This window comes from Paraperlucidibaca sp. (assembly GCF_982810325.1).
Genome location: NZ_CEYEMI010000019.1, coordinates 1 through 23,793, shown reverse-complemented (window position 1 = coordinate 23,793; position 23,793 = coordinate 1). Strand labels below are relative to the sequence as shown.

General features: G+C 53.9%; 23 protein-coding genes and 1 riboswitch. Of the genes, 13 read left to right on the top strand and 10 right to left on the bottom strand.

What is annotated here, in order from left to right:
* Together AC3DKE_RS07865 and lpoB are read left to right on the top strand one after the other, a co-directional pair.
* On the top strand, positions 1 to 186 hold a 186-nt coding region (locus AC3DKE_RS07865), incomplete at its 5' end, for a hypothetical protein (RefSeq protein WP_487990362.1).
* A gap of 31 nt (positions 187 to 217) precedes the next feature.
* The gene (lpoB, locus tag AC3DKE_RS07860; RefSeq protein WP_487990375.1) at positions 218 to 811 is read left to right on the top strand and encodes a penicillin-binding protein activator LpoB; all 594 of its coding nucleotides are present in this window, start codon (positions 218 to 220) and stop codon (positions 809 to 811) included.
* A 122-nt stretch (positions 812 to 933) separates the two neighbouring features.
* Here the strand turns inward: lpoB and fba are convergent, their stop codons facing one another.
* The 5 genes from fba to AC3DKE_RS07835 all read right to left on the bottom strand — a co-directional run bounded on the left by fba (position 934) and on the right by AC3DKE_RS07835 (position 7,035).
* Positions 934 to 1,998: a class II fructose-bisphosphate aldolase gene (gene fba / locus AC3DKE_RS07855; protein ID WP_340675719.1), complete on the bottom strand. Its 1,065-nt coding sequence runs from the start codon at positions 1,996 to 1,998 to the stop codon at positions 934 to 936.
* Between the two features lie 41 nt (positions 1,999 to 2,039).
* Entirely contained in the window at positions 2,040 to 3,230 is a 1,191-nt protein-coding gene (locus AC3DKE_RS07850) for a phosphoglycerate kinase (RefSeq protein WP_340676134.1), read from the bottom strand.
* Between the two features lie 32 nt (positions 3,231 to 3,262).
* Positions 3,263 to 4,333 (bottom strand): type I glyceraldehyde-3-phosphate dehydrogenase, encoded by a 1,071-nt coding sequence (locus AC3DKE_RS07845; protein WP_487990360.1) that lies wholly within the window; start codon positions 4,331 to 4,333, stop codon positions 3,263 to 3,265.
* A gap of 3 nt (positions 4,334 to 4,336) precedes the next feature.
* Positions 4,337 to 6,337 (bottom strand): transketolase, encoded by a 2,001-nt coding sequence (gene tkt, locus AC3DKE_RS07840; RefSeq protein WP_487990359.1) that lies wholly within the window; start codon positions 6,335 to 6,337, stop codon positions 4,337 to 4,339.
* 98 nt (positions 6,338 to 6,435) lie between these two features.
* Positions 6,436 to 7,035: a MarC family protein gene (locus AC3DKE_RS07835; RefSeq protein ID WP_340675722.1), complete on the bottom strand. Its 600-nt coding sequence runs from the start codon at positions 7,033 to 7,035 to the stop codon at positions 6,436 to 6,438.
* Positions 7,036 to 7,134: 99 nt separating this feature from the next.
* Here AC3DKE_RS07835 and AC3DKE_RS07830 point away from each other — a divergent pair, with 99 nt between their 5' ends.
* From AC3DKE_RS07830 to metK, 7 genes are all read left to right on the top strand, one after another.
* A complete protein-coding gene (locus AC3DKE_RS07830; RefSeq protein WP_340675723.1) occupies positions 7,135 to 7,638 on the top strand; it encodes a MarR family winged helix-turn-helix transcriptional regulator in 504 nt (167 codons plus the stop codon).
* A gap of 24 nt (positions 7,639 to 7,662) precedes the next feature.
* Entirely contained in the window at positions 7,663 to 8,220 is a 558-nt protein-coding gene (gene ectA, locus AC3DKE_RS07825; protein WP_487990358.1) for a diaminobutyrate acetyltransferase, read from the top strand.
* A 3-nt stretch (positions 8,221 to 8,223) separates the two neighbouring features.
* Entirely contained in the window at positions 8,224 to 9,513 is a 1,290-nt protein-coding gene (ectB, locus tag AC3DKE_RS07820; protein ID WP_379071907.1) for a diaminobutyrate--2-oxoglutarate transaminase, read from the top strand.
* Positions 9,510 to 9,917 carry an ectoine synthase gene (locus tag AC3DKE_RS07815; protein ID WP_340675726.1) on the top strand — a complete coding sequence of 136 codons (408 nt, stop codon included), beginning with the start codon at positions 9,510 to 9,512 and terminating at the stop codon, positions 9,915 to 9,917. Before ectB ends, AC3DKE_RS07815 begins: the two co-directional genes overlap by 4 nt.
* Before the next feature lie 4 nt (positions 9,918 to 9,921).
* The gene (locus AC3DKE_RS07810) at positions 9,922 to 10,839 is read left to right on the top strand and encodes a phytanoyl-CoA dioxygenase family protein (RefSeq protein ID WP_340675727.1); all 918 of its coding nucleotides are present in this window, start codon (positions 9,922 to 9,924) and stop codon (positions 10,837 to 10,839) included.
* Between the two features lie 166 nt (positions 10,840 to 11,005).
* Complete coding sequence (locus AC3DKE_RS07805) at positions 11,006 to 12,001, top strand: ArsR/SmtB family transcription factor (RefSeq protein ID WP_487990357.1); 996 nt, start codon at positions 11,006 to 11,008, stop codon at positions 11,999 to 12,001.
* Positions 12,002 to 12,010: 9 nt separating this feature from the next.
* Complete coding sequence (gene metK / locus AC3DKE_RS07800; RefSeq protein ID WP_340675729.1) at positions 12,011 to 13,237, top strand: methionine adenosyltransferase; 1,227 nt, start codon at positions 12,011 to 12,013, stop codon at positions 13,235 to 13,237.
* Positions 13,238 to 13,329: 92 nt separating this feature from the next.
* Here the strand turns inward: metK and AC3DKE_RS07795 are convergent, their stop codons facing one another.
* Positions 13,330 to 13,590 carry a hypothetical protein gene (locus AC3DKE_RS07795; RefSeq protein WP_340675730.1) on the bottom strand — a complete coding sequence of 87 codons (261 nt, stop codon included), beginning with the start codon at positions 13,588 to 13,590 and terminating at the stop codon, positions 13,330 to 13,332.
* A 172-nt stretch (positions 13,591 to 13,762) separates the two neighbouring features.
* Here AC3DKE_RS07795 and AC3DKE_RS07790 point away from each other — a divergent pair, with 172 nt between their 5' ends.
* The gene (locus AC3DKE_RS07790; RefSeq protein WP_487990355.1) at positions 13,763 to 15,373 is read left to right on the top strand and encodes a phytoene desaturase family protein; all 1,611 of its coding nucleotides are present in this window, start codon (positions 13,763 to 13,765) and stop codon (positions 15,371 to 15,373) included.
* Positions 15,370 to 16,053 carry a sterol desaturase family protein gene (locus AC3DKE_RS07785; RefSeq protein ID WP_379071894.1) on the top strand — a complete coding sequence of 228 codons (684 nt, stop codon included), beginning with the start codon at positions 15,370 to 15,372 and terminating at the stop codon, positions 16,051 to 16,053. Before AC3DKE_RS07790 ends, AC3DKE_RS07785 begins: the two co-directional genes overlap by 4 nt.
* Before the next feature lie 8 nt (positions 16,054 to 16,061).
* Here the strand turns inward: AC3DKE_RS07785 and AC3DKE_RS07780 are convergent, their stop codons facing one another.
* The 4 genes from AC3DKE_RS07780 to AC3DKE_RS07765 form a co-directional block, all read right to left on the bottom strand.
* Complete coding sequence (locus AC3DKE_RS07780) at positions 16,062 to 16,751, bottom strand: 3'-5' exonuclease (protein ID WP_411729671.1); 690 nt, start codon at positions 16,749 to 16,751, stop codon at positions 16,062 to 16,064.
* Positions 16,748 to 18,655, bottom strand: a complete 1,908-nt coding sequence (locus tag AC3DKE_RS07775; protein ID WP_487990353.1) for a DUF294 nucleotidyltransferase-like domain-containing protein — start codon at positions 18,653 to 18,655, stop codon at positions 16,748 to 16,750. Before AC3DKE_RS07775 ends, AC3DKE_RS07780 begins: the two co-directional genes overlap by 4 nt.
* 91 nt (positions 18,656 to 18,746) lie before the next feature.
* Positions 18,747 to 20,564, bottom strand: a complete 1,818-nt coding sequence (locus AC3DKE_RS07770; protein WP_340675735.1) for a metallophosphoesterase family protein — start codon at positions 20,562 to 20,564, stop codon at positions 18,747 to 18,749.
* A 103-nt stretch (positions 20,565 to 20,667) separates the two neighbouring features.
* Positions 20,668 to 21,282: a hypothetical protein gene (locus AC3DKE_RS07765; RefSeq protein WP_340675736.1), complete on the bottom strand. Its 615-nt coding sequence runs from the start codon at positions 21,280 to 21,282 to the stop codon at positions 20,668 to 20,670.
* A gap of 172 nt (positions 21,283 to 21,454) precedes the next feature.
* Positions 21,455 to 21,542: riboswitch (S-adenosyl-L-homocysteine riboswitch) on the top strand.
* 14 nt (positions 21,543 to 21,556) lie between these two features.
* Between AC3DKE_RS07765 and ahcY the strand changes: the two genes are divergently transcribed.
* Together ahcY and metF are read left to right on the top strand one after the other, a co-directional pair.
* Complete coding sequence (gene ahcY, locus AC3DKE_RS07760) at positions 21,557 to 22,969, top strand: adenosylhomocysteinase (RefSeq protein ID WP_340675737.1); 1,413 nt, start codon at positions 21,557 to 21,559, stop codon at positions 22,967 to 22,969.
* 1 nt (position 22,970) lies between these two features.
* A partial coding sequence (metF, locus tag AC3DKE_RS07755) for a methylenetetrahydrofolate reductase [NAD(P)H] (RefSeq protein ID WP_487990351.1) occupies positions 22,971 to 23,793 on the top strand: 823 nt, incomplete at its 3' end.

Sequence of the window (23,793 nt, the reverse complement as noted above, 5' to 3'; positions counted from 1 at the left end):
TTGCGCCAATGGAGCAATCTGCCAGCGCAGGTTTATGTCACACGTCAACGCGTAAGCGCTGGCGATCATCGCCTCAGTATCGTCGGCGAGCAGCCACTCATCGTGCCGGTTCGCGCCGGCAAAATCACACTGGTACATGTGGTGACCTCGCCGCGTGTCAGCTACAGTCGGATTTATCCGTTATAAACGGGCAATGCCCAGGAGTTAACTAATGAATATTCCCTTAAAAGCACTGTGCTTGCCTGTAGCACTAGCGGCACTGACTATTACCGGCTGCGCCTCAGTACAATACGGCGATGCTCGCGCAGTCGAAACCGTGAACACCGATTTTGGCTCCACCGATCTTCAGCTCATCAGTGCAAAAATGGTTGATGACTTGCTCAACTCGCCGGCCGTGATGAACATCACCCGTGATGGCCGACCAGTGCTTTTTGTCGATGCCATCCGCAATAAAACCGCTGAACACATCGATACCGAATCGGTGACTGACACCATTAGCACCCAGCTGATTAAGTCCGGCCGCTTCCGCTTTGTCGACATGAGTGTGGTCGCCGAAGTCGCGCGCCAATTTGATTATCAGCGCAATAGCGGCCTAGTCGATGAGCGCCAGTCGGTGAAAATGGGCCAACAAATTGGCGCTCGCTATATGATTTACGGCAACTTATCAGGGATTGCCAAGCAAGATGGCAGCATGCGCGATCAGTACTACAAATTCACATTAAAAATGATGGATTTGAAAACTGGCTTGGTTGAGTTTCAGGATGAGAAAGAGATTCGCAAAACTCGTGAGCGCCGTTGGTTTGGCCTGTAAGAAGATTCGACTAGCTAAGCTCCTCGTGAGCCAAATCTAATACCTCAAGACATAAAAAAGCCCGCTTAGCGGGCTTTTTTATGAAGCGATTAGGCAGTTTTCATGCCGACTAACAGCTCAGCTTATTGCACCTGTTGGCGCAGCTCGCCGCGAATATAACGCTCAGTCATTGCGTCTAAAGACAGCGCGCGAATTTTGCTAGCTTGGCCTGCGCAATTGAATGCGACATAGCGATCGACGCAGACATCACGCATAGCAACGATAGTGTCTTTAAAGAACTTACGTGGATCAAACTCGGCTGGATGCTCGGCCATATGGCGACGAATCGCGCCAGTCGATGCCAAGCGCAAATCGGTGTCGATATTCACTTTACGCACGCCGTGCTTAATCGCCTCAACGATTTGCTCCACTGGCACACCGTAAGTCTCTTTAATATCACCACCGTATTGGTTAATGATCTGCAGCCACTCTTGCGGCACGCTGGACGAGCCATGCATGACCAAATGCGTGTTGGGAATGCGCGCATGAATTTCTTTAATGCGATCAATCGCTAAAATGTCATCGGTTGGCGGGCGCGTAAATTTGTAAGCGCCATGCGACGTGCCAATGGCAATCGCCAAGGCATCGACACCAGTGTCTTGCACGAAGCGCGCGGCTTCCTCTGGGTCGGTCAGCATTTGCGAGTGGTCGAGGATGCCTTCGGCACCCACACCATCTTCTTCACCAGCCAAGCCAGTTTCCAGAGAACCCAAGCAACCAATTTCGCCTTCTACTGAAACACCACAAGCATGCGCCATCTCAACTACGCGGCGAGTAACGCCGGCGTTGTATTCATAGCTAGTTGGCGTTTTGCCATCTTCGCCGAGCGAGCCGTCCATCATCACTGAGCTAAAGCCGAGCTGGATGGAGCGCTGGCAAATGGCTGGGCTGGTGCCGTGATCTTGGTGCATGACCACGGGAATATGTGGAAACTCCTCGATGGCTGCCAAGATCAAGTGGCGCAAAAATGGAGCACCGGCATATTTGCGCGCACCAGCCGAAGCCTGCACGATCACCGGTGAGTCAGTCTTATCGGCCGCTTCCATGATGGCGCGCATTTGTTCTAAGTTATTGACGTTAAACGCCGGTACGCCATAGCTGTGCTCAGCGGCGTGGTCTAGCAATTGGCGTAAGCTAATCAGCGCCATATCATCTCTCCTATGCGACGTACGCCGCGTTAAACCCTAAATTATTTTGCCGCTGCCGCTTTTAAAGCCGCCACAGCGGGCAATTCCTTGCCTTCAACAAATTCTAAAAATGCGCCACCACCAGTGGAAATATAGGACACACGATCGGCCACGCCGTACTTATCAATGGCCGCTAGCGTATCGCCACCGCCAGCAATAGAGAAGGCACTGCTTTCAGCCACAGCTAAACTCAAGGCTTTCGTGCCTTCACCGAAGGCATCGACCTCAAAAACGCCAACAGGGCCATTCCACAGAATGGTTTTCGCCGCTTTTAATAACTCAGCAAAGCGTTTGGCGGTGTCAGGGCCGACATCCAAAATCATGTCATTAGGGCCAACGTCGGCTACTGCTTTCACCACAGGGGTAGCAGCTTGCACGAAGGCCATGAAGTCTTCGATGGGGCCAGTGATTTCTGCCACTACAACATCGGTAGGTAATGGCACATCGACTTTCGCGGCAATGGCGCGCGCGGTGTCGAGCAAGTCATGTTCGCACAGCGACTTGCCGACTGGGAAACCGGCAGCGGCCAAGAAGGTATTGGCGATGCCGCCGCCAACAATGAGCTGATCGCAGAGGCTGCTTAAAGATGTCAGCACATCGAGCTTGGTCGAGACTTTCGAGCCGGCAACAATGGCAGCCATTGGACGCGCTGGCGCATCAAGTGCTTGGCCTAGGGCATGCAGCTCGGCTGCCAATAAAGGGCCGGCGGCGGCCATTGGGGCGAACTTGGCAACGCCATGTGTGGAGCCTTCAGCGCGGTGTGCAGTACCAAAAGCATCCATCACGAACACATCGCAAAGAGCGGCATATTGCTGCGCTAATGCGTCGGCATTTTTCTTTTCGCCAACGTTAAAGCGTACGTTTTCCAGTAGCACGACCTGGCCTGGCGCTACATCCACACCTGCTAAATAATCACGCACTAGCGCCACATTTTGACCAAGCTTCTCACTTAGCCAAGCAGCCACCGGCGCCAGTGAAAGCTCTTCGTTAAACTCGCCTTCCGTTGGGCGGCCCAAGTGCGAGCAAACCAATACTGCAGCGCCTTGCCTCAGGGCTTGCTGGATGGTCGGCAGCGCCGCTTGCAGACGCGCATCGGAGCGAATCACACCAGCTTTCATTGGCACGTTTAAGTCTTCTCGAATCAGCACGCGCTTGGCGGTCAAGTCTAATTCGGTCATGGCAATAACAGGCATCATGGCATTCCTACAGTTATTTCAAAGTCGGTTTAAGCATCGCTCAGCACAGCGGCGGCGTCGGGATACTTCGGCGCAGGCGGCAGGCTGGCGATGCGCTGGCAGAGATCGAGCAGACGATTGGCATAGCCCCACTCGTTGTCATACCAGGCGAAAACTTTTACTTGGCGGCCGACCACTTCAGTTTGTGTGAGATCGACAATCAATGACTCGGCGCGATGGTTAAAGTCCGACGATACCAATGGCTCATTATTAATGCTCATCCAACCAAGGCCGGGGCCTTGCGCATAAGCCATAAAGGCTTGGTGCAAATCGGCCACGGTAACATCGCGCGTGAGTTGCACGGTGAGATCGATGGCAGCGACGTTTAGCGTTGGCACACGCAAAGAATAGCCGCCGATTTTATCCGCCAAGTCGGGAAATATTTTGCGCGCCACACCGAGCGCACTCGACGTGGTGGGAATCATATTGTGTGCGCCAGCGCGGCCTCGGCGTGGGTCACGATGAACATGGTCGAGCAAGACTTGATCGGAAGTGAAGGCGTGAATTTCCGTCATCAAGGCCGACTCAATGCCGGCGAAATCATGCAGTGCCTGCAGCATGGGGCAAAGCGCGTGCGAAGTGCAGCTGGCGGCAGAAATAACCTGATGCTCCGCGCGCAAATCACCGTCATTAACGCCATAGACAATAATGGCATCGGCCGTATCGAATGGTGCCGCGCCAATCACCACACGGCCTGCACCAGCACTTAAGTGCCGCGCCGCCTGAGCTTGGGCCCGAAACTGGCCGGTGCACTCAAGCACCACATCAACGCTCAAATGCTTCCACGGCAGCTTTTCTGGCAGGGCTTCCTCTAATAGACGGATGCGCTGGCGGCCAATACGCAAAACGCCATTTTCTAACTCAGCAGCAACCGGCAAACGGCCATGGGTAGTGTCGTAGCGTAGCAAATGCAGCAGCGACTCATCATCGCCAAGATCATTAATGGCGACGATATCAATGTCATAGCGCTCACCAGCCTCGATCAGCGCGCGCAGCACATGGCGGCCAATACGGCCAAAACCATTAATCGCTACACGCAGTCTCATCGCGGGCTGATTCATGCCTTAGGCCAAACCACGCACGGCATTGGCAACGGCTTCAGCAGTGATGCCAAAGTGCTTATAGAGGTCACCAGCTGGTGCTGACTCACCGAAAGTGGTCATGCCAATCACCGCGCCATCGAGACCGACAAAACGATGCCAGTAATCGGTGATGGAAGCTTCGACTGCCACACGTTTACGTACGCTCAATGGCAGCACGCTATCGCGATAGGCGGCATCTTGCTTAAGGAAGATATCGGGCGATGGCATCGACACCACGCGCACACCCAAGCCTTCGGCAGTCAAGGTCTCGGCTGCCTGCATGGCCAAGTCCACTTCCGAACCGGCGCTGATAATGATGGCGTCGACGCGCTCGGCATCGCGCAATACATAGCCACCGCGAGCGATATTGTTAATTTGCTCTGGCGTACGCGTTTGGTGCGCGAGATTTTGACGTGAAAATACCAAGGCGGTTGGACCGTCTTTGCGCAATAAGGCTTCGCGCCATGCCACCGCTGACTCCACGGTGTCGGCTGGACGCCATGAGCTCAAGTTTGGCGTTTGACGCAAGCTGGCGAGCTGCTCGACTGGTTGATGAGTCGGGCCATCTTCACCAAGGCCGATGGAGTCGTGAGTGTAGACATGAATTACGCGCTGCTTCATCAACGCCGCCATACGTAGGGCGTTGCGGGCATATTCCATGAACATCAGGAAGGTGGCGCCATAAGGCACGAAGCCACCGTGCAAGGCGACGCCGTTCATGATTGCGCTCATGCCAAATTCGCGCACGCCGTAATAAACATAGTTGCCATCAGCATGGTCTTGCACGCCGTGGCAGCCTTTCCACAAGGTTAAGTTGGAGCCGGCCAAGTCGGCTGAACCGCCAAGTAATTCGGGCAATGCTGGACCAAAAGTGTTCAGCGTGTTTTGCGAGGCTTTGCGTGAGGCAATGCTATCGCCCTTTTCGGCGCAGCCATTGATCCACGCGTCCGCAGTGGCGGCAAAGTCAGCTGGCAATTCGCCACTTAAACGGCGTAGTAATTCGGCCGCCAAGCTCGGGTGTGCTTGCTCGTATTGCGACCACAGGCCGTCCCAGTTTTTCTCTAAGACATCACCTTTTGGACGCGCATCCCAGGCTTCATAAATTTCGCTTGGAATGACAAAGGGCTCGTGCTCCCAGCCCAATGCGGCGCGAGTCAGGGCAATTTCATCCTTACCCAATGGCGCACCGTGGCAATCTTCTTTGCCTTGTTTATTTGGCGAACCAGCACCAATCACGGTTTTGCAGATAATCATTGTTGGGCGCGAAATATCAGCTTGCGCCTCTTGCGTGGCGGTGCGAATGGCATCGGCGTCATGGCCATCGATAGGGCCGATCACTTGCCAGCCATAGGCCTCAAAACGCTTCGGCGTGTCGTCGGAAAACCAGCCTTCAACTTCACCATCAATGGAGATGCCATTGTCGTCGTAATAGGCAATGAGCTTGCCCAAGCCCAATGTGCCCGCCAGCGAGCAGACTTCGTGCGAGATGCCTTCCATCAAGCAGCCATCGCCTAAGAAGCAATAGGTGAAATGGTCAACGACGGCGAGATTGTCGCGGTTAAATTGCGCGGCGAGCGTGCTTTCCGCCAGCGCCATGCCGACGGCGTTAGCTATGCCTTGGCCAAGTGGACCAGTAGTGGTTTCAATGCCGGGCGTGTAACCAAGCTCAGGGTGGCCTGGAGTTTTGCTGTGCAGCTGGCGAAAAGCTTTTAAGTCATCGATGGACACATCGAAGCCAGTCAGGTGCAGCAATGCGTATTGCAGCATGGAGCCGTGGCCGTTGGAGAGCACAAAGCGGTCGCGATTGATCCAGTTGGGATTGGCCGGGTTGTAGCGCATGAACTGGCGCCAGACGACTTCGGCGATATCCGCCATGCCCATCGGAGCGCCGGGGTGACCCGAATTAGCCTGTTGAACTGCATCCATCGATAACGCCCGAATGGCGTTGGCGTAGTGGCGTTGATTTAAAGGCTGCGCGGGCATGCGGGGCACTCCAGTCGGCGGGCAAAAATAAGAACGCGCGGCTTATTAAAGCCGCGCGGGTACATATTGTCGCTGATGCTGTCCATCGCGGCAATTAATTACATTGCTGCCACCCAGCGACCAATACCTTGCGCCAACATCTCAACGGCATAAGTGCCAATGACCAAGGCTGATACACGACCAGTGACTTCGACATAACGATCGACTAGGCGCGCGCTTTTAACACGGACACGATCATGAATGAATTTCAGCAGCAACAAGCCAAACACCATTAGCAGTAACGTCAGCCATACCACGCCAACGGCATGCCATTTCGGGATAGATGCGCCCATTAAAATTGCGGCAGATACAGTCGCTGGCCCAATCAAAAATGGCATGGCGATAGAGCCGGCAACATGCTCAGGATCGCCGCGCAGGCCACTCAATGCACTCACACCCTCAAAGAAGAAGCGGATGCCAACAAGCAAAAACAGCACGCCGCCAAAAATCTGGAAGGACGCGAAATTAACATGCAACAAATTGGTAAAGAGGCTTTCACCGGTTAGCGCAAAGACGGAGAAGACAACGCCGCCCATGATCACACCGCGCGTTAGCACGTGGGCAAATTGGCGACTTGGCATCGCCACCATCAGGTCGATCAAATACAAGCTTAAAAGGAAGGGATTAAGTAGCGCGAAAAAGAAAAGCAGTTGGTCCAACGGGAACACAGGACACCCTCGGGGTTGACTTTTGACGCCAAAATAGTAACACTAGAAATGATTTCTACTCAAATGATTTCATTAAGAACGACTAATTACATGACTCCTGACCACGAACTCCCGGATTACGAAGTGCGCATATTAAGAGCTATACGCCGCATCATTCGTGCCGTCGACATGCACTCCAAGCAGCTGCAAGGCAAGCAAGACATCACCACGCCGCAGCTCATTGCTTTACTCGCATTGGAGAAACACGGCGCGATGCCAGTAAAAACGCTAAGCCAGAGCTTGGATTTAAGCCCGAGCACAACGGTCGGCGTAATTGACCGCCTAGAGCACAAAGGCATGGTCACTCGCACTCGCTCAATAGACGATCGCCGCCAAGTACATGTTGCGATCACGCCTGAGGGCAAGACACTCGCAACACTGTCGCCATTTCCATTACAAGCGCGGCTGGCCGATGGCCTGAGCAATATGCCCGAGCTAGAGCAAGCCACCATCGCCCTCTCGCTTGAGCGCTTAGTTAGCTTATTTGGCGCCAGCAATATTGATGCCTCCGCCATTCTGGCTGTCGACCCCATTCATGCCGAGTCGCCTGAATAAGATTTACAACTGAAGAGGACGCTAATGACATCCGCCTTAAAACCACCAGTAGCTGCCGCACAAACGCTAGCGCTACGCCAACCTGAAAAGGCCGATGGCCTTCGCATTTATGAGCTAATTGAGCAATCACCGCCGCTTGATTTGAACTCCTGCTATTCCTATCTGCTGCACAGCTGGCACTTCGCCGACACCTGCATCTTGGCAGAGGAAGGCGAGATCTTAGCCGGCTATATTTCTGGCTATATCCCGCCCAAGCAGCACGACACTTTATTTATTTGGCAGGTTGTTGTTGGCGAACGCTATCGCGGCACAGGCCTTGCCTTAACTTTATTAGCCGGTCTTTTGGCACGTCATTCATGTCGCGATGTGTGTTTTCTTGAGACCACGGTGAGCCCTAGCAATAAGGCTTCCGCCCGCTTATTTGCGAAATTGGCCGAGCGCTTGAATTGCCCTCTGACCATTTCGACACACTTTGAGGCCGAACTATTCGGCACGCACGGCCATGAAGCCGAGCAACTGTTTCGCATCGGGCCATTTCCCGCCCCACTTGCCGACAGCCTACAAAATTCACAGGAGAAATAAACTATGCCATTAGCCATTTTTGACCGACTCGAGTCGGAAGTTCGCTCATATGTTCGCAGCTACCCAACGGTGTTTACCCGCGCTGTTGGCAGCCACATCACCAACGAAGAAGGTCGTGAGTACCTCGACTTTTTCGCCGGCGCTGGCAGCTTGAACTATGGCCACAACCATCCCACGCTGAAGGCTGCGCTCATCGAATACTTACAGGCCGATGGCATTTTGCATGGCCTAGACATGGCCACAGAAGCCAAGCGTGAGTTCATCGAAACTTTCGAGCGTACGATTTTAAAACCGCGTCGCCTCGACTATAAAATTCAGTTCACCGGCCCTACCGGCACCAACGCTGTGGAAGCAGCCTTGAAGCTGGCTCGCTTGGTCAAAGCACGCAACAACATCCTGTGCTTTACCAACGCTTTCCACGGTGTGACGACGGGTTCGGTTGCCGCCACGGGTTCGAGCAAGTTCCGCGACGCCACTGGTGCCTCACTGACTGACACGCAGTTTGTGCCCTACGCCAACTATTATGGTCGCGACATCAACACTCTCGACTTGATCGAAAAGCAGCTTAGCGATCCAGGTTCAGGCATGGACGCACCAGCCGCTGTTTTGGTCGAATGTATTCAGGGCGAAGGTGGCATTAATACCGCATCAGCCGATTGGCTACGTGGCCTTGCTGCCATGTGCCGTCGCCATGACATGCTCTTGATTGTCGATGACATTCAAATGGGCTGTGGCCGCACCGGTTCATTTTTTAGCTTTGAGCAAGCGGGTATCAACCCCGACATCGTGACCTTGTCGAAATCGATCTCGGGCTATGGCTTACCTATGGCGCTAGTGTTGATCAAGCCTGAGTACGATATTTGGACGCCATCGGCTCACAACGGCACCTTCCGCGGCAACAACGCGGCATTCGTTACCGCCACTGCTGCGCTTAACACCTTCTGGGCCGACAACAGCTTTGCTGATGAGGTCCGCGTCAAAGGCCGCTTATTGCATCAGCGCCTTGAAGGCCTGCGCAAACGCCATCCAGGCATTACCGCCATTCGCGGTCGTGGCATGGTTGCCGGTATCGTTTTAGAAAATAGCGACATGGCCGATGCTGTGAGCGCGCGCTGCTTCGAGCAGGGCATGATTATTGAGACCTGTGGCCCACATGGCGAAGTGGTCAAAATGCTGCCGCCACTAATCATGAGCGAGGCCGACCTAGAAGCTGGCTTACGCATTTTTGATGAAGCTCTAACTCACGCCCGCCGCACCTTAGCGCCTGCCACCATTGAGGAGAAAACTGCATGATCATTCGCCATTTTGATGAGATTGCGGCCAGCAGCCAAGCCGTCCATGCCGATAACTGGTCAAGCTTTCGTCTCCTGACTCGCAAAGATGGCATGGGCTTTTCTCTGCATGAAACCTGGATTCATCCAGGCACTGAAACGCATATTTGGTACAAAAATCACCTAGAAGCTGTGTACTGCATTGAAGGTGAGGGCGAGATTCAGCCACTACACGGCAGCGAAGACGCACCGACACCAGGTGAGCCTATCGCGATCCAGCCCGGCACCATGTATGCGCTCGATAAGCACGACCGCCACCTGCTGCGTGCCACCACACGCCTGCGCCTAATTTGTGTCTTTGATCCGCCCTTACGCGGTGACGAAGTCCATGGCCCAGATGGCGCTTACCCAGCAGATCCGGAGTAATTTTATGTTGTCCCTATGCCGCGACCCCTATCCATCACGAGCTATAAGCGAGCATTTACTTGCACGTCGCCATGAGCCCGTGGTGTGGTCGGAAGCCAGTGCTCGCCCAGAATGGCTGAGTGCTGAAGATGAAGCCAAATTTGCTGAGCAAGGCTTTTTAGTATTGCCCAATGTGCTCACTGCCGATGAAGTGGCTGAGCTCACGATTGCGATGACTCAACTTCGCGATGAAGTAACGGCTAACGACTCACCGCTGGTTCTGCGCGAGCAAGAAAGCGATGACATTCTGTCGTTTCTCGACCTGCCATCGGCTAGCCCGCTGTTTGATCGCCTAGTTCGCCATCCCAAACTACTTGAGTTTGCGCGCTATATTTTGGCCAGCGAAGTCTATTTGCACCAAAGCCGTTTGAACTATCGTGCCGCCAATACGCAAGAAGAGTTTTACTGGCATTCAGACTTTGAAACTTGGCATACCGAAGATGGCATGCCTGCTATGCGCGCTCTGTCATGCTCAGTATTGCTCACCGATAACCTTGCGGAGCATGCGCCAAAGTTACTGATTCCTGGCTCGCATAAAACCTATGTTGGCTGTGTTGATCCTGCTACCTGCCCCGTCACCGACGACGAAGCCGCGCACGAGTCGCACACCATGGGCCAGCCATCTCCAGAGATTTTGTCGCTGCTGACCCATCAAGCAGGCGAAGTCACCAGTGCAACAGGCTATGCCGGAAGCGTGGTGTTTTTCGACTGCAATATTCAGCACTGCAGCGCTGATGTCACGTCTGAGCATCCACGCGCTAACGCCTTTCTGGTCTATAACAGCGTAGAAAATATGCTAGGTACACCAGCCAATGGCCTTGAGCCGCGACCTGAATATTTGGCTCATCGCGAACAAACCGACCCGCTGCAAGATGCCGACTAAATAATTGTATTTATTACATTAAATACAATTATTTAAGCATCAACGAAAAGCCACAGCACCTTCATATGCTGTGGCTTTTTGTTGTTACAGAAGCTACAGCAAATACCCGAGATGTTTAATCAAAAAAAATTGATATAGCGATCATTGGCAGTTACACTGCCGTGCTATGCCAAGCTCACCTGCGCCACTCATCGCCACCGACTCTGCTCTTGCCCAACTCGCGAGCTGGTTGCGTGCGGCCGGTGATCCGCTGCGCCTGACAATTTTGCGCTTGCTCGAACGCGACGCATTTGGTGTGTTGGAGCTGTGTTTTCTGCTCGATAGCAAACAGCCGTCGCTCAGCCATCATCTGAAAATTTTATTACACGCCGGCCTTGTCACTACTCGGCGTGAACGTACAACGGTTTTTTATCGCCGCGACCCAAGTGGTGCTGAAGCCGGAAGCTTGAAACGTCGACTGATGGCCGAGCTCGATGAAGGCGCATTGCCATTGGCGGTGATGCAGCGCTTAAAAACGATACACGAGCAACGCGCGCAAGCCTCACAGCGTTTCTTTACTGAAAACGCCACTAGCTTTCGCAGCCAGCAAGAGCAAATCGCCGCATTTAGCGAATACGGTCCTTTGGCCGCCGAGCGCGCGATTCGTGTGCCAGGCGAGTTATTGCTGGAAATTGGCCCCGGTGAAGGCGACTTACTGCCCATGGTCAGTCCGCATTTTGAGCAAGTTTTGGCTATCGATGCTTCGCGAGAAATGCTCGATAAAGCTCAATCGGTGGTGACTGGCGCGCAGCTCAGTAATATCACGCTCAAGCATGGTGATTTGCTCTCGCACGCTCTGCAAAAAAAGGCCAATACCGTCGTCATCAATATGGTGCTGCACCATGTGCCGCAACCCGAGCAACTCATCGATCTCGCCTGCGAGCAGCTGGCCGATGATGGCCGCTTGATCATCACTGAGCTATGTGAGCACGACCAAGACTGGGTGCGTGATGCCTGTGGCGATGCTTGGTTAGGCTTTCCTGCCGAAGACTTGTTGCATTGGACGCGGCGCGCCGGCGTGCTACCAGTAAGTGCCGACTATTTAGCCTTGCGCAACGGCTTCCGTGTGCAAATTCATGAATTTCAAAAACCCGCTGCCGCGCCTCGCGGCACTACCCGTTAGGACGATGTTATGAGCGAATACAGCATTTTCACTTCCGAGTCGGTGTCTGAAGGACATCCGGACAAGCTTGCAGATCAGATCTCCGACGCTCTGCTCGACGCCATCTTGGCGCAAGACACGCAAGCCCGTGTGGCCTGCGAGACTATTGTCAAAACAGGCGTTGCTCTGATCGCCGGTGAAATCACCACCACCGCCATCATCGATTACGAAAAAATCATCCGCGATAAGATTGTCGAAGTTGGCTACGACAGCTCCGACGTCTGTTTCGATGGCCGCACCTGCGCGGTGATGAACATGGTCGGCGCGCAATCTCCTGACATCGCTCAAGGCGTTGATCGTAGCAAGCCCGAAGATCAAGGCGCTGGCGACCAAGGCCTGATGTTTGGCTATGCTAGCAATGAAACCGACGCGCTGATGCCTGCCCCAATTCTCTATGCGCACCGCTTAATGGAGCGCCAAGCACAAGCACGAAAATCTGGTGAACTCGCCTGGCTGCGTCCCGACGCCAAGTCGCAAATCACCTTCCGCTATGCCAATGGCAAGCCAGTCGCCGTCGATGCTGTGGTGCTCTCTACACAGCACAGCACCAGCGTTAGCGATGCCGATCTGCACGAAGGTGTGATGGAGCTCATCGTTAAAAAAGTGTTGCCGGCAGAGTGGCTAAACAAAGACACCAAGTTCTACATCAACCCAACAGGCCGCTTTGAAATTGGCGGCCCCATGGGCGATTGCGGCTTAACTGGCCGCAAAATCATTGTCGATACTTACGGCGGCATGGCACGTCACGGTGGCGGCGCTTTCTCAGGTAAAGATCCATCGAAAGTCGATCGCTCGGCAGCGTATGCCGGTCGTTATGTCGCGAAGAATATTGTTGCGGCTGGCTTGGCTGATCGTTGTGAGATTCAAGTGTCGTATGCCATTGGCGTGGCTGAGCCAACCTCGGTCTCGATCAACACGTTCGGCACTGGCAAAATCAGCGATCAGCGCATCATCGATTTAGTGCGTGCGCATTTCGACCTGCGCCCTTATGGCCTCACCCGCCAGCTCGATTTGCTGCACCCGATTTACAGCCCAACCGCGGCGTATGGCCATTTCGGCCGCAAGCCCTACGAGCTGACTTACGATCACACCGTGTGGGAGCAAGGCCGCAAAGTCGCTAAGCAACACACCGCGACAGCGTTTACTTGGGAACGCACCGATAAAGCTGAAATGCTGCGCGCTGAAGCTGGTCTGTAACAACGGGGCTGCAAAAGCAGATCTGTAAAAGCCCTAACGACTTACTGAGCAGGGACGCTCGGCAAGTCGGTTTTAACTTGGTGGCAGCTGGCTTAGATGCCCATTGCCGATAAGCGGCGCAGGGTTTCCGTGATGATGGTTGCCAACAGCGGATGATCGGCAGCCCACATCATCTCTAGACGATGCAGCTCACTTTCGAACGCCTCAGCACTGGGCGGCTGATTGCTGCGAAATTGCAACGCCATCGCGTCCATCGACTCTTCCATAACTTTTCGTTGCTGCGGCTCTAATGCGTGGGCATCCATGCTGGCACGCCATTCGGCCATCTTTCGATTCATTTCTTGAATGCTCATGTTTTCGCCCTTTCTGTGCTGATGATGTCTTTGATAATACGCATAAACATCGGGAATGGAGCACTTCAATCGCGTTAAAAATATGTTTCGCCATTAGTACTTGCGTAAAGCTCGTATCTTCGCAAAGCTCACTGCCTGACCCATCCTGACCTAGAAGCAGAGAGGAGCGCATATGCGTCGAACTGGACGCCGCTACCGTAGCGGCCGCGCAGCGGAAAACTACGACATTATCGTTATTGGCTCCGGCATTGGCGGCCTTAGCCTTGCCGCGCTAATGACTAAGCTCGGAAAACGTGTTTGCGTGCTTGAGCAGCATTACACCGCCGGCGGCTTTACCCACAGCTATGAGCGCGAAGGCTTTGAGTGGGATGTCGGTGTGCATTACATCGGCGAAGTGCATAAACCCCACAGCACCTTGCGTCGCTTATTTGATGTGATTAGCGATGGCGCGCTGAAATGGTCGGCCATGGACAACACTTACGATCGCATCATCATTGGTGATCGCCGTGTGGATTTCGTCGAAGGCCGTGCCGCGCTTATCGATAGTCTGGTAGAGCACTTTCCAGCTGAAGAAGCCGCTATCCGCCGATACATCGAGTTAGTAGATGAAACTGCGCGCTCAGCGCAAAAGTTCTTTGCTGGCCAAGCCATGCCGCGTTTATTGGGTCGCGCCTACCACGCCGCGCGGCCCTTATTAGTGCCAAAAAACTGCTACTGCAGCGTGCGCGAAGTCCTGGAAGAACTCACGCAAAATCAAGAGCTTATTGGCGTACTAACTGGCCAGTGGGGCGACTACGGCATGGTGCCGCGTGATGCCTCCTTCCTAATGCACGCCACGGTGGTTAAGCACTATTTTGGCGGCGGCAGCTATCCTATCGGCGGCTCATGGCAGATTCCCGACACCATCACGCCGGTGATTCGCGCCGGTGGCGGTGAGGTTTTCACCTATGCCAAGGTCGAAGAAATCGTCATTGAGAAGGGCCGTGCAGTTGGTGTTCGCATGGAAAATGGCGATGTCTTGCGAGCGCCACAAATCGTTAGCTCTGCTGGCGCGCGCCTAACATTTGAAAAGCTATTACCGGCTACTGTGCGCGAGTCCTTGGGCTATCCCGCCAAGCTCAAGCAGGTGAAAACCTCGAGCGCGCATTTATGTATTTATGCCGGCTTTAAAGGCACTGCTGCTGAGCTGGGACTGCCAAAAACCAACCTATGGATTTATCCGACACCGCATCATGAGGCCAATACTGCTGCTTTTCAGGCCGATGTAAACGCTCCGTTCCCTATGCTCTATATTTCCTTTCCTTCAGCGAAAGACCCCGACTGGAACACCAACTATCCCGGCAAAAGTACCGTGGAAGTACTGACTATGGCGCCATGGCAGTGGTTTGAAAAATGGCAAGACACCACTTGGGGCCAACGCGGCGAAGACTACGACACCTTCAAAGCGCAGTTGCAGGAACGCTTGCTAGAGGCGCTGTATAAAGAACTGCCGCAGCTGCGCGATGCCTTGGTCTATGCCGAACTGTCGACGCCACTTTCCACCGCTTGGTTTGGCAATTATCCCGAAGGCGAAATTTACGGCTTGGATCATGACGTTGAGCGCTTTCGTCAGAGCTGGCTACACCCCATTACGCCCGTGCCAGGCTTAGCCTTAACAGGGCAAGATGTTGTCACCGCTGGTGTTGGTGGCGCGCTCATGGGCGGCATGCTCACGGCTTGCGCAATCATGGGTCGAAAGGCTAATAAGGTCATGGATTTGGTTAAAAACTGGCAGCCGCAATGAAGCACGATACCGAGGCGTTTCGCGCACGCTATCGTGCCGCCATGCATCCGCGCTATTCCGGGCGCTTGCATGCGCTTTGGATAGCCGTCGCCGGCCTCACGGTGGTGTTGGTATCGATGGCGCAATTAGAGGCGGTGCAAACCTTCGAATGGCTAGTGCTAGCCCTCGCACTATTGCTGGGAAATATTGGCGAATACGCCATACATCTAAGCCTTGGGCATCGCAAAAAACGCTGGGCCAAGCTTTTTTACCAGCGCCATACCGGCGACCACCACAGCTTTTTCACCGACAGTAATATGCAATGGCAATCGCCAAGCGACTGGCGCGTGGTGTTGTTTCCAGCGTGGTTGATTATCGTCGTTGTCGCGTTTATTGGTGCTCCGGGCGCATGGGCGTTTAATCATTTTGTCTCGACTAATGCCGCTTGGCTTTGGTTGGCCGGCATTAGCGGCACCTACGTGCTCTATGAAGCATTTCACTTTAGCGATCATCTGCCCGATGGTCATTGGCTGCACCGGCTCGTGCCAGGCTTGGCGGCAATGGCGCATCTGCATCGCCTGCATCATCATCGCGACGACATGACGGCGGTGAACTTTAATCTGACCTTTCCTCTGACAGACTACGTTATGGGTACACTGCGGTGGACGCCTCGAGAGCCGACAACTACGACGCAAGATTAAACCTCGTGCTAGCCCGCGCGCTGACGGATTAGCGCACGTTTTGACTGCATAGCCTTAACCAACTTCACACGCGTTGTGATGCCTTGCGCAGCCAATGCTGGCACTGCCTTTAACCACAACATCGCCGTCAGCCATGCATCCTCCAAGGCGTGATGGCGCTCTTCGACCACGATCTCATGCCACTGCAACCAGTCATCTAAGCTCGCTTGCTCCAGCCCGGCAGCTGGCCATGCCAAAGCAAACACGTCGGCCGCCTCCAGCCAACGCCAAGGCAGCATGGGATAGCCAGAGCGGTACATCGCCGCCTTAATAAAACTACGATCATGGCCATGGTGATAGGCCAACACCGGCGCCGCGCCGACAAACTGCGCCAAGGTGGTGATGCCCTCGTTCAAGTCCATGCCATCGGCTAATTGGCTGGCGGTAAGTCTATGCACCAAGACACTATCGCCCAAACCTTGCGCATCGGATGTGTTGAGCGTGGCATACCATTGCTCACCCATACTTAAAGCGCCGGCCTCGTAAGTGACCGCCGCCAATGACAGCAGTTGATCTTGCTGTGCAGAAAACCCCGAGGTTTCGGTGTCTAAAATAATGATGCGATCGCTCGCCAATGGCGTCTCATCGAGCGTTGCTGACTGTGGCCACCACGCAGGCAATGGCCGACGAATCACTTGCCACCATTGCGAGAGCTTCATAGCCCAACTCGGCTCGCCATATCGCGCTGTAGACGCTGCACTTGGCGCAGGCATTCGCGCAAAATTCGACGATTTAATGGATTTAACAGATCTGGGTTTAAGCGGTTATGCAAGGCGAGACCTGCGCGTTGCTGCTCTTGATGTAGCTGCAAGCGCAGCAGTTGTAAGTGCTGAAATGCTTCCTCATAGGCCGCAGCATCGACTGCTCTTAAACCATCTACACTAGCTAAATCACGCAGGCGCTGAGTGGTTGATACCGACGACACGCCATGGGTAAGCGCGAGCACTCTGGCCGCCTCGACTATTGGCGCTAGAGCTTCGGTTTTCAGGTCAAAGGTATTGGGGTGATCGCCGCCACGGCTTAAGCGAAAGTCGCGAATTTGCCCCAGTGGTGGCCGGCGGCGCAGAGCATCTTCAGTCAAAATACGGCGAAAAATATCACGCTGCTGTGTCCACTCCAGCAAGGTTTGGCGCAAAGATTCAACGCCTGCGATGTCGCCTTGCACGGCACGCATATCGAAGAAAATAACCGCTTCCAATACTTTCTCTGGTGTTGGCTCGTGGATGATTTTCGCAAAGCGCTGTCGCCATTCTGCCGCGCTCAAGCAGCACTTCCGCTGCCCCGCCATGATGCCACCTGGGCACCAAACCAGACCTAAGCTATCGAGCTGCTTATTGACCTCGCTTGCCCATGGCAGAAATTGCTGGCGCACGGCTTCGGTCTCATCGGGCTCGGCATCGAACCATAGACCGTTATCTTGATCGGTGTGCAGGGCCTGCTCTTCGCGCGCCTCGCTGCCAAAACAGAGCCAAGAAAATGGTCGCGTTGGCGCACCATGACTAGCGCTTACTAGGCTAATAACGCGCTGTACGATTTGATCATTGAGGCGAGCAATAAGCTGAGTGATTTGATCGGCCTGAGCGCCGCGAGCGAGCAACTGATCAACCAATTTAGCTAATGCCAAACGGCTGGATTGCAGCTGATCAATGCGCGTAGCACAGCGAATATCTCGGCTTAAGCTGACTAAATTAAGCCGCTGGAGGGCAAAGATATCGCGCTCAGCCAAGACGCCAAGCAGGCGTCCATTGCGGCAAATCACCATATGCGTGATGCCTTTCTCGGCCATCAGCAATGCCGCTTGAAACACCGGTAAGTCATGCTCAACGGTGATCGGCTGCGGCGTCATCCAAGCTGATATTGGTGCCTCGGGTTGCCAACCTTCGAGAACCAAGCGACGGCGTAAATCGCGCAATGTAAAAATGCCAATCGGCCGCCGCCCTGAGTCAATGATGACGATGCTGCTGACATGCGAGGCTTCCATTTGTGCAAGCACGGAGGCAAGCGTGGCATTAGGCATGGCAAAAATTGGAGCGCGCGCAACAAGACTGCTTATGGCCTGAGCCATAGAAAAATCACTACCCAGTTGACCAGCAACATGCTGCTGCATTTGTCGGCCAACTTCGGCAAGTAAGCCGCTAACACCGCCCAGAGCAAACTCGCGAAATGGCTCGGATTCACGCACTAGCTGAGCGAAATCATCACGCGCCCAACGCAGGCAAAAAGTGTCATTAAGTGCGACATGCTCAGTGCGAGTCGGCCGTTCGCCCATCAAAGCAGCTAGAGGAAAACACTCACCTAAACCAATCTCGAATTGCACATGGTCTTGCTGATGTTCATGGCGAACGCCTTGCACGCGGCCTTGATAGACCATGAAAAAGTGTTCGACGGGCGTACCGCTAGGGCTGAATAAGACACTGCCAGCCTGGTAGAACACCAGCTGGCCGCGGCTGAGCAAAAACTGCAATTCAGCTTCGGGCAAGCGGTCGAATGGTGGGTGCTGGCGCATAAAACGGCGCAGGCTTTCGCCGTGATGCTCCGTGGCCTGCGATTCGACTTGCGCCATGCCTGTGCCTCCGATGAAAACTCAACTCATCAATCAGCTTAGCAGGCGAAAGCGCGCACGAAACCTATGCGCGCACGCCCTACGACTAAAGTCAGAACGTTGGCATGCGGAACATTAGCTCAACGTTGCGATCAAGTGGTGTGCCTTGGCGCGTTAGGCCAAAACTGCAAATAGCATCTAGGCCACCATCGCTGCTGAGCTTTTGCAGACTATTTGGATCGAGCAGGTAAAATTGGCAGCGGTCATCGGCCTCGGCCAATTTGCGTGAGCGCTCGTAGGTATGTGTCAGCACAGGGCCACGTAGCGTGCCGGTGCCATTGCCGTTATCGAATAGCTCAATGAGGCGCTGCTCTTGCGGATGATCAATCAGCGATGCCGTTTCGACCTGCCAGAAGCCTCGGCAATGTGGTTTGCCATCGCTGGCAACTCCCGGCTTTTTGCATGCTATCGACGAGCTAATCTCTCCGTTAGTTCCGGCCAACTTGCCATCCTCACCACTAGTCACGGCAAAGGGGCGTACGCGATGCAAGTGGGTATGCCCTGCCAGCCAAGCCACCATATTCGGATAGCTAGCCAACTCAGCATTTAGCTCTTCTGCTTTCACCTCGATAGGCACGGCAGCGGCAAACATGCCGAATTCAGCAAAGGTTAAGTCTGGATGGTGCGAAAAAACCATTACTAGTTGCTTCGCTTTATAGGCTTTATCTAACTCATCTTTTACCCAATTAAACTGTGCCCTATCGATGGTGCCATCAGAGAGCGCGAGCGGATTACGAATGAGATCGGTGGGTAGCCGCGGATCAGTGCCATCAAGGACAGTGTTAAGCACTAACATGCGGAACTTGCCGCTAGTAAAAGCGTAGTAGCCATCGTTGCGTTTGTCGCCGTCATCACGGCGCGCGGCTTCAACGAAGTTAAAACCATGACCAACTGGCTGGCTGCTAGTTTCAAAAAACTCTTGGATGAACTCGCGCGGCTGAACAATATGGCGCCGGCCCGTGGTCAAAAATGACAGCTCATTAATGCCCACGCCCAATGGCAGCGTGCCGCGCAAATAGCCATCGTGGTTACCAAAAGCGACATACCACGGTGTTTTTAATGCCTGGTTCTCACAGCCTGCATCTGTGCCATTACAGCGCAGAACCTGCGGTAGGCCTGGAGCTTGAGTCAATGTTTGGCGACTTGGATCGGTGCCACCTTTATCATCGCGCCCTAGCTGCGCAGCCAGCTGATTGACGATTTGGCGCAATGTCCGAGTTAGCGTGAACTGAAAGCTTGGGTCACTGACATCAGGATCTGGGCTTTGGCTATCGGGCACGCCACGGCCTGTAAAGCGTGTACAGGCTTGCTGAATGACAAATGTCGGCGTGCCTTTAGGCAGGCCTGCGACACAAGACTTCTCAAATGCGCTCATTTGATCGAATGTGCCATCGAGATTATCGATAAAACGGCGGGTTTCGGCCAGCGTGGTGAGGTCGGCGCTATCGCCAGTGACGATCATAAAGGCCGCTGGATACTCTTTAATACAGTCGTTGCTATGGCCGATCATATTATTGAGCACTTCGTCTGAGTACTCTTCTTGCAGGCGCTGTGCTGATTCAAATAGCGGATATATCGGATCGGAAACGCCTAGGCCATTAATGGTTTGACCTTCGTCATCGATGATGTGGTCATCGGTGTAATGTAAAAAGCGCAGCATCAGTGTGGCATCGGCCGTGCGGCTGCCAGCCGTAATGTCATTACGAGTGACGAACTGATCGGGTGCAAAGGCTTTGCAGTTGGCGGCTTTATTGGCAGATGCTGTTGTATCCGACGCCGGTGGACTCGTGACTCCCGACGAACTATTACTACTGCCACCACAAGCAACGAGCAGACTAGCAAGGGCTATCGTTAATAGCGTTAAACGCATGGCGTGCCTCATTTCTTTTATTTTTATTAGGCGCGCCGCATGCGACGCACTTATTGATGATGCCGGAGCATGCTAGCTATTTGTGGCCAGTATCAGCGCTGCATTACAGACGATACAAAACGCCGGCTTGTAGGATGGGTAGAACTTTGTATTTAGAGAGCTCGTCTTCAATTTTGCGCTCTTCTTCTTGCTCGAGGCCGAAGCATGTAATCGTGCATTGAATATTTGCATCAACCTCTGGCTTACCCGCATACATAGCACCAATACTGAAATGGTAGCCAAAGCCTATTTTATCTAACGGCGTCTCCCAACCCAGTGTTAGCGCGGGAGCTACCGACTGAGCAAACTCGGCATTGACAGTTGCACTCTGCACATTAGGGTCTCTAAATTCCTTACCGCGCAAATCAACCTTACTATTCTGCGCCACCACGCCAAATGACATGCGGAAATGCCCACCAAACGGCGCCCAATTCACAAATAGCTGCGGATTTTTGATCGATATATCTGCGTCATAAGTCGCATCATCAGTTTTGACATCGCTAATGCTGCGATCAAGCCCTGTATAACCCGCCGATAAAGCCAAGTACTCGTTGAAGCCCCACTGCACCGTGGCGCCAGCACCGGCCAAACCCACCTGTGGTGTCACGCCAAAAGTGGCGGCATGCGAAATAGAAGAAAAAGAGGCAATAGCGATTGCCGACAAAATTAGTGTGCGCATGGGAATTAGCCCTACGGAAAATTAGCTTACAAAAGTACCACAAAGCTAAATTTTAGGCAGCCATATGCGATGACTTACACAGCGGCTATGCCTTCCATTAAAAAAGCCCACAATTGCTATATCAATAATTTTGGATATTTGCTCGCGAGCAGCTATACTGCGCGCCAACCCGGCGATCGAGGGGCGCTGCAGCAGCTTATTTCGGCAAGGAATATTCTGTCAGGCTCGATTGCATTTCTAGTCAACGGCGCCCGTTCGCTCGGAGAGTCTCCTGATGAACGCTCAAGTTAATCTACAAAATTTTACCGATTTTAAAGTTCGCGATATCAGCTTAGCTGCTTATGGCCGCAAAGAAATCATCTTGGCCGAAGCTGAAATGCCAGCGCTGATGGGCCTGCGCGCGACTTACGCCGCCAGCCAGCCATTGAAAGATGCGAAAATTATCGGCTGCATCCACATGACCATTCAGACTGCCGTGCTGATTGAAACACTGGTCGCGTTGGGCGCCGAAGTGCGTTGGTCATCGTGCAATATTTTCTCCACACAAGACCACGCCGCCGCCGCTATCGCTGCTGCCGGCATCCCAGTTTTCGCGTGGAAAGGCCTGACTGAAGAAGAGTTCTGGTGGTGCATCGAGCAAACTGTACTAGTCGACGACAAGCCTTGGGCTGCCAATATGATTCTTGATGACGGCGGTGATGTTACCGGCCTGATTCACCAAAAATACCCACAAATGCTCGAGAGCATTCACGGCATCACCGAAGAAACGACCACTGGCGTTATGCGCCTGATCGAAATGGCGGCCAAAGGCGCACTGAAAGTGCCTGCGATCAACGTCAACGATTCGGTAACAAAATCGAAAAATGACAACAAGTTCGGCTGCCGCCATTCGCTCAATGACGCAATCAAACGCGGCACCGACATGCTGATGATGGGCCGTCGCGCCTTGGTCGTTGGCTATGGCGACGTCGGTAAAGGCTCAGCCGCTTCATTGCGCCAAGAAGGCATGATCGTCCGCATCACTGAAGTCGATCCTATCTGCGCTATGCAAGCCTGCATGGATGGCTTCGAGCTAGTCTCGGCCTACAACGACGGCATCGTTACTGGCCGCGATGAAGACGTGAACGCCCGTCTGCTCGGCGAAACCGACTTAATCGTGACCACTACCGGCAACGATAAAGTCTGCGACGCGGCTATGTTGCGTGCGCTTAAAAATGGCGCAGTGGTTTGCAATATCGGCCATTTCGACACCGAAATCGACACCGCCTTTATGCGCAAAAACTGGGTCTGGGATGAAGTTAAACCTCAGGTGCACAAAGTTTACCGCACGCCCTTCGGCACAGAAGCCAACCCAACCGACCCCAACTACCTCATCTTGCTATCAGAAGGTCGTTTGGTGAACTTGGGTAATGCCACCGGTCACCCATCACGCATCATGGATGGCTCGTTTGCTAACCAAGTATTGGCGCAAATTTTCCTCTATGGCGAGAAGTTTGCTGACCTGCCAGCTGATCAAAAAGCCGCACAGATTCGCGTTGAAGTGCTGCCGAAAAAGCTCGACGAAGAAGTTGCTGCGGCCATGGTTGCCGGCTTTGGTGGCGTCATGACTAAGCTCACTCAAGCACAAGCCGATTACATCGGCGTGCCGGTTGAAGGTCCATTCAAACCTGAGAGCTACAAGTACTAATATGAGCCACTTCAGCATCGAATTCTTTCCGGCAAAAACCGATGTTGGTGCCGAGAAATTGCGTGAAGTGGCGCGTCGCCTAGGTGCCGTAAATCCTGAGTTTTTCTCAGTGACCTACGGCGCCGGCGGCTCCACTCGCGACCGTACCTTGGGTGCGGTGCGTGATGTGCAAGCGCTGGGCTATGCGGTCGCGCCGCACTTATCCTGCGTTGGCGACAGCAAAGCCGAGATCGCTGAGCTGCTCGATGGCTATCGCGAGATGGGCATTGATCGCTTAGTGGCACTGCGCGGCGACTTGCCAGCAGAAGTGACTGCGCGCAGCAAAGAGCTGCCGTATGCCGCCGACTTGGTGCGCTATATCCGCGAGCACAGTGGCGATCACTTCAAGATCGAAGTTGCGGCCTATCCGGAATGCCATCCGCAAGCCGCCTCGCTGGCCGATGACGTGCGCAATTTTGTCGCTAAGGCTAACGCCGGCGCCAACTCCGCCATCACGCAATATTTCTTTAACGCCGATAGCTATTTTCACTTCGTCGATCGTGTTCGCGCGACCGGCTGCGATATTGCTATCATCCCCGGCATCATGCCAATTACTAACTTCAAAAATCTGGTGCGTTTCTCCGATGCCTGTGGCGCCGAAGTTCCACGCTGGATACGCCAACAAATCGCCAGCTACGGCGACGACAGCGCTAGCATCATCGCGTTTGGCGAAGAAGTCATTACGCGCCTAAGCCAGCAATTGCTCGACGGCGGCGCGCCTGGCCTACACTTCTACAGCATGAACCAAGCCGAGCCCACGCTCGCGCTCTGGAACAACCTAGGGC